The 6000-nt window shown below is 42.5% G+C and carries 6 protein-coding genes; 5 read left to right on the top strand and 1 reads right to left on the bottom strand.

What is annotated here, in order from left to right; translation table 11 throughout:
• Nucleotides 1-572 precede the first annotated feature (572 nt).
• The 5 genes from rpmH to mnmE all read left to right on the top strand — a co-directional run bounded on the left by rpmH (nt 573) and on the right by mnmE (nt 4686).
• Nucleotides 573-707 carry a 50S ribosomal protein L34 gene (rpmH, locus tag ACSC9N_RS17050; RefSeq protein WP_000831329.1) on the top strand — a complete coding sequence of 45 codons (135 nt, stop codon included), beginning with the start codon at nt 573-575 and terminating at the stop codon, nt 705-707.
• Nucleotides 708-740: 33 nt separating this feature from the next.
• Complete coding sequence (gene rnpA, locus ACSC9N_RS17045; RefSeq protein ID WP_039890852.1) at nt 741-1130, top strand: ribonuclease P protein component; 390 nt, start codon at nt 741-743, stop codon at nt 1128-1130.
• A 9-nt stretch (nt 1131-1139) separates the two neighbouring features.
• Nucleotides 1140-1460 carry a membrane protein insertion efficiency factor YidD gene (yidD, locus tag ACSC9N_RS17040; protein WP_004977726.1) on the top strand — a complete coding sequence of 107 codons (321 nt, stop codon included), beginning with the start codon at nt 1140-1142 and terminating at the stop codon, nt 1458-1460.
• A 5-nt stretch (nt 1461-1465) separates the two neighbouring features.
• Nucleotides 1466-3229 carry a membrane protein insertase YidC gene (gene yidC, locus ACSC9N_RS17035; protein ID WP_004697434.1) on the top strand — a complete coding sequence of 588 codons (1764 nt, stop codon included), beginning with the start codon at nt 1466-1468 and terminating at the stop codon, nt 3227-3229.
• A gap of 101 nt (nt 3230-3330) precedes the next feature.
• Entirely contained in the window at nt 3331-4686 is a 1356-nt protein-coding gene (mnmE, locus tag ACSC9N_RS17030) for a tRNA uridine-5-carboxymethylaminomethyl(34) synthesis GTPase MnmE (protein WP_439036094.1), read from the top strand.
• A 44-nt stretch (nt 4687-4730) separates the two neighbouring features.
• On the opposite strand, the gene ACSC9N_RS17025 is transcribed toward mnmE, so the two are convergent.
• On the bottom strand, nt 4731-5909 hold the full coding sequence (locus tag ACSC9N_RS17025; RefSeq protein ID WP_434056447.1) for an MFS transporter: 1179 nt from the start codon (nt 5907-5909) through the stop codon (nt 4731-4733).
• Nucleotides 5910-6000 lie beyond the last annotated feature (91 nt).

The following is a 6000-nucleotide window of genomic DNA, read 5'->3' as shown; positions in this document are numbered from 1 at the left end:
ATTCTGCAGATATTGCTCAAAAAGCCTGCTTATGAAAATAAATTTAAATTCAAATACTGGTGTGGATAAGTTTATCCGCAAACTGTGGATAGAATATAGCACAAAGTTATCCACAAACTATTAATTTCATAAAAACAATCTTATCCACACCATATTTTATTGTTTTATAATTAAAAAAGTGTCATTTCCACAGAAAAAGACCACCCTAATAGTAATAAATTTAAATTTATAAATTTGAATTTATTTATAAGAGACCTGTTTTCTGGGGATAACTGGAGATCCAAAATGAATTTAAATTTAAAAACATGCACAGCAAGTGAATTTAAAGGCTTGTGGATAATTGTGTGGGTAATCTTGTTGGTAACTTATATCACTTTAATAAACAATAATCTAGGTTGTGTATAAGGAAAAAGTGCAGTTGTTTAAATGTTTTCGAGAAAAGAGCAAGCTCAAACTGCTGTTACAAATAAAAAGGCTTAATTTCACAAGAAAATCGGTTTTCCATTGACAGCTCAAGCAATGAACACTAAACTCGCGAACCTTCATTGAATGATCATTTTTGGAGTTTCGATATGAAACGTACATTCCAACCATCTGAATTAAAGCGTAAGCGCGTTCATGGTTTCCGTGCTCGTATGGCTACTAAAGCTGGTCGCCAAGTATTAGCTCGTCGTCGTGCAAAAGGTCGTCACAGCTTAACTGTTTAATCAATAGTTAACGCTTAAACGATTTTGGGTGTTATGACTACACTTTATGGCTTCAGCACAGAGGTTCGTATTCGCTGTGCTGCCGATTATAAGAGTGTCTTCGATGGTGCGCTTTTTAAAGTGCATCAGCCCCATTTCTTATTTCTAGCAAAACTGACCGAACAACCTCAAAGTCGTTTGGGTATTGTTGTTGCTAAAAAGAAAGTGCGTCGTGCACACGAAAGAAATAGAGTAAAACGTTTGGCTCGCGAAAGTTTTCGCTTGCATCAACAGCAATTAACTTTAGATATTGTGGTTATGCCTAAAATGGGGATAGAAACAGTGCCTAATGCAGAGTTGCACCAGCAATTACAATTTGCTTGGCAAAAATTACAACGTCTTGCCAAAAAGCATCAAAAAATAGCTCCCTCCCTGCAAAAGTAGAGATGGCCAATGGTCCGGTTACTGCATTGGTTAATTCGATTTTATCAAATTGCGATTAGTCCTTTACTTGGACCGCGTTGTCGTTATATCCCTACATGTTCTCAATATTCATTGGAAGCAGTCCATACACATGGTGCTGTGCGTGGTGTGTGGTTGGCTACTAAACGTATTTGCCGTTGTCATCCTTGGGGTGGTTCGGGGTATGACCCTGTTCCAAACAAAAGGATTCGTTTTATCTCTTTTCAGCAAATAGATTCTCAAAAGCATCTGGTTGCTGTACCCTTTCGTGATTGTTTCTTGAACCAAAATCACTCTAACCACTTGGGGTAATCGATATGCAACAATGGGCCAGGTTTGCCATTCTCGGGGCCATGTTTGTTGTCGCTTATTTGCTCATTTTGGCTTGGCAAAAAGATTATGGACATGCTGAAACTCAGCCACAGCCACAACAGGCTGCAGCAGTTTCACATGAAGTATCTGCAGATTTGCCAAATGCTCAAACGGCTTCAGCAGCGTCTGATATGCCACAAGCAAATATCGCGACTCAGCAACCAGCTACAGAAGCAAAAGCATCTGTAAATCAACAGCTTATTTCAGTACAAACTGACCTTTATCATCTTTGGATTAATCCTAAAGGTGGTGATATTGTTCGTATTGAATTGTTAAACCATGACAAGAGCAAAGACAGTAACGAAGCATTTGTCATGCTTGAAAGTGATGCAAAACGTACTTATGTGGCGCAGTCTGGTTTAATTGGTCTTAATGGTCCAGACAGTAACCGTAGCGGTCGTCCAATGTATGAGATTGAAAAATCTGCTTATACATTGAATGATGCCAAAGCGGTTCAAACTGAAGATGGAAAAAGCATCAAAGTGTTAACCGTACCGATGGTACTGAAAACAGCTGATGGTGTGGAAATCATTAAAACCTTTACCTTTAAGCAAGGTGAATATCCTGTTGTTGTGAACCATAAAGTGGTGAACCGCAGTGGTCAAAACTGGCAGGGTCAAATGTTTGGTCAACTCAAACGTGACAACTCTGATGATCCAGGCAAATCGGATCAAGGTATTTTCACGCTGGGCACTTTCTTAGGTGGTGCTTGGGGTTCGCCTGAAGAACATTATAACAAGCTTAAATTTGCTAACTTCAATGAAGAAAAATTGAATGTTGAAGCGAAAGGCGGCTGGGTTGCTATGGTTCAGCACTACTTTGTGAGTGCTTGGATTCCTGGTGACTTAAAATTGACGCAAGCCAATGGTCAACCTTATGTCGCGAAATTAGAGTCGCGTAAGTCAACGGATGATATGAATATCATTGGTTTTACTTCGCCGACGATTACTGTGCCTGCCGGTACAGTGGCTGAGATTGATGCGACTTTCTATTCAGGTCCTAAAGTTCAATCTGAGTTGAAAGAGCTGGCAACTGGTTTAAACCAAACTGTTGATTATGGTTGGTTATGGCCAATTGCGAAATTATTGTTCTTGGGTCTTGAGTTCTTCCACGGTTTAGTGGGTAACTGGGGCTGGGCAATTATTTTGTTAACGGTCTTGGTGAAACTGATTCTTTGGCCATTGTCGTCTAAGAGCTATCGCTCAATGGCGAAAATGCGTGTCATTGCACCTGAAATGCAGCGTATGAAAGAAGAGTTCGGTGAAGACCGCATGCGCTTCTCTCAAGAAATGATGGCACTGTATAAACGTGAACAAGTCAATCCGCTTGCGGGTTGTTTGCCATTGTTATTACAAATGCCAATCTTCCTTGCGTTGTACTGGGTGTTGATGGAGTCTGTTGAGCTTCGTCATGCGCCATGGTTACTTTGGATTCAAGATTTGTCAGCGATGGATCCGTGGTTTATTTTACCGCTGTTAATGGGCGCAACGATGTTCATTCAGCAGTCTTTAAATCCACAACCGGCTGATCCAATGCAAGCGAAAGTTTTCAAAATCATGCCGATTGTTTTCACAGTCTTTATGTTGTTCTTCCCTGCGGGTCTCGTGTTGTACTGGATTGTCAACAACAGTATCACGATTATTCAGCAGACCTTGATCAACAAATCTGTTGAAAAAGATCGTTTGAATAAGGAAAGTGCGTCGAGTTAATCGAGGCAACTTTTCGCGAAAAGCTGAATAAATCCGCTTAAGATGGTAATCTTAGGCGGATTTTTCATTGTGTGACTTTTAAGATTTTTTAGGTGAATGTTATGTACAACCGAACCACGATTGCTGCCATTGCAACACCACCTGGGCGTGGTGGTGTGGGGGTCATTCGCCTATCTGGTCCCAAGTCATATGAGATTGCACAGGCCTTGACCCAAAAAGACTTACCGAAAGCGCGTTTTGCTGGTTTTCGCCAGTTTTATGATGCGTCTGGCGAAGTGATGGATGAGGGCTTAGCGATTTGTTTCCCGAACCCGAACTCGTTTACTGGTGAAGATGTGGTTGAGTTGCAAGGTCATGGGGGCCCTGTCATTCAAAATGCTTTACTGGGGCGTTTGTTGGAGCTTGGTGCGATTGCAGCAAAAGCCGGTGAGTTTTCCATGCGTGCTTTTGAAAATGGCAAACTGGATTTGGTACAGGCTGAAGCAATCGCTGACTTGATTGATGCGACGTCTCAAGCGGCTGCACGTTCTGCGGTACGTTCATTACAAGGCGCATTTTCAACTAAAGTGAATCGTGTGTTGGAGCAATTGATTCATCTACGTTTGCATGTGGAAGCTGCGATTGATTTTCCTGAAGAAGAAATTGATTTTCTTGCGGACGGGAAAATTTTAAATCTTTTAGATGGTGTTACGTCTGCTGTGAATCAAGTGCAACAATCGGCTCGTCAAGGACAGTTGCTGCGTGAAGGTTTACAAGTGGTGATTGCAGGGAAACCGAATGCGGGTAAGTCATCACTGCTCAATGCATTAGCGGGCATTGAACGCGCCATTGTGACGGATATTGCAGGTACGACGCGAGATGTCTTACATGAAAAAATTACCCTGAATGGTTTACCCATTACCTTAACCGATACTGCGGGTTTACGTGAAACCGGCGATATTGTAGAAAAAGAAGGGATTCGTCGTGCCATTAAAGAAATTGAGCAAGCCGACCTGTTACTTTTAGTCTATGACTTAAGCCAAGGCGAAGACCCACTCAAACTGGCGCAAGAATATTTTGCTGAGCATATTGAACCGAAACGTTTAATGCTGATTGGTAATAAGTGTGATTTGATGGAAACAACATCGCATATCGAAGATTTTAATGGCTTCCGTCGTATTATGGTTTCGGCAAAGCAAGAAACTGGCGTTCAAGCACTCATAGAAGCGATTACAGCGCATGCAGGCTTCCAGCCAGAAGAAGATACCTTTATTGCGCGTACACGCCATTTAGACGCAATGAAACGTACTCAGCTTTACCTTGCTGAAGCTCGTGAACAATTGGTGGTGTATAACGCAGGTGAGTTGGTCGCAGAGTCGCTACGTTTGGCGCAAAATGCCCTCGGTGAAATTACAGGGGACTTTAGTGCGGATGATTTGCTTGGGAAAATTTTTGGATCATTCTGTATTGGAAAATAACACTGCTATTGATGAAAAAGCCCTCTGATCAGGGCTTTTGATCTTTAAGCCAGACGTATACTGCCCTTATGCGCAAACCACAGATAAAAACACAATAAAGCGATGACAATGCTAAAGCTAATGACCCCGAAACTTAATCCAAAGTGATCTGCCAGATAACCCACAGCTACAATAGGCACAATCGTACCCAAATAACCAATAAAAAGATAAGTCGACATCACCGCAGCACGATTCTCTAAGCTGGTCATGGCATGAATGAGACCAAAGGAACCAATCAAGGTCAGGCCATGTCCGACACCAACGAGAAAATCACTGATAAAGAAAAATGCACTCAGTTGAAATAGCATACACAGCGCCAAAATGCCTAAGCTTGCAATCAAGGTAATTAAGCCATAGTTGAGGCACTTATATGCAGGAATACTTCTGGCAAAATACTGCACCACGGCAGAGACAATGAGAATGCTGGTAATGGCTGAACCGCTGATAAGGGGGCCGTGCCACGGCAAAATATCCCGCACAAATGACGGGGATAAGGATGCAAATAAACTAAACGCGGCAAAGGCACTAAATGCGGTAAATCCAACGATCAAAAACAACTGATGATATTGCACTTCTGGTCGGAGTAGCTTTGGGGCAATACTAAAGGGCTGTGCGGTAAATGTGGGAGACTCAACCCAAAATAAACCAAAGAAACACAGTACAGCACCAAGAATGACCGGTAGATAAGGGCTGACCAAAGGGTATTCTGAAAATTGAGCTATCAGGCCACCAATCAGCGGGCCTAAGCCAAAACCTACTGCGGTAATAATCGAACTGAGCTGCGGCGCAATCTGTTGATGGCTTTTGGGCACGGTATACATCAGTCCCAGTAAGGCCGAAGTGGTCATCAAACCAGATGCAATACCAATAATAAAGCGCCCCAAAGATAAGATGAGAGCATCAGAAGCATAAGCGGAAATCACCAACCCGATGCTGATAAACACCAACCCTACTTGTAAGGTGCGTAAATAGCCAATGCTATTACTGGTCCGGCCGAGAAACAGTAAAGTAGCGAGACAACCAAACATATAAGCCACAAAAATATAGGTGATCTGACTCGGCACCAGATGCCATAAGGCTTGATACAGCGGGTAAAGTGGACTGGCTAAGGCAGTCCCCATCGTTCCCATCATTAAGGCGAGGCTGACCATACAAAATGGACGCCAAGAAGTGCTTGTTGTCATGCAAATGCCATGCGGCTCTCTCGGTCAAAACAAGAATATTTTGATGCCCAAGAGAAAAAGGATAGAGAGCAACAGTGTATCGGTTTGTGGA

This window comes from Acinetobacter sp. PC34 (genome assembly GCF_051789135.1).
In the GTDB taxonomy this organism is placed as follows: Bacteria; Pseudomonadota; Gammaproteobacteria; order Pseudomonadales; family Moraxellaceae; genus Acinetobacter; species Acinetobacter johnsonii.
The sequence above is the reverse complement of the archived record's forward strand: the minus strand, read 5'-3'. Positions and strand labels throughout refer to the sequence as shown.

Coding starts and splice junctions, on each gene's coding strand:
- rpmH (WP_000831329.1), top strand. CDS start 573: ATGAAACGTACATTCCAACCATCTGAATTAAAGCGTAAGCGCGTTCAT.
- yidC (WP_004697434.1), top strand. CDS start 1,466: ATGCAACAATGGGCCAGGTTTGCCATTCTCGGGGCCATGTTTGTTGTC.
- yidD (WP_004977726.1), top strand. CDS start 1,140: ATGGTCCGGTTACTGCATTGGTTAATTCGATTTTATCAAATTGCGATT.
- mnmE (WP_439036094.1), top strand. CDS start 3,331: ATGTACAACCGAACCACGATTGCTGCCATTGCAACACCACCTGGGCGT.
- rnpA (WP_039890852.1), top strand. CDS start 741: ATGACTACACTTTATGGCTTCAGCACAGAGGTTCGTATTCGCTGTGCT.
- ACSC9N_RS17025 (WP_434056447.1), bottom strand. CDS start 5,909: ATGACAACAAGCACTTCTTGGCGTCCATTTTGTATGGTCAGCCTCGCC.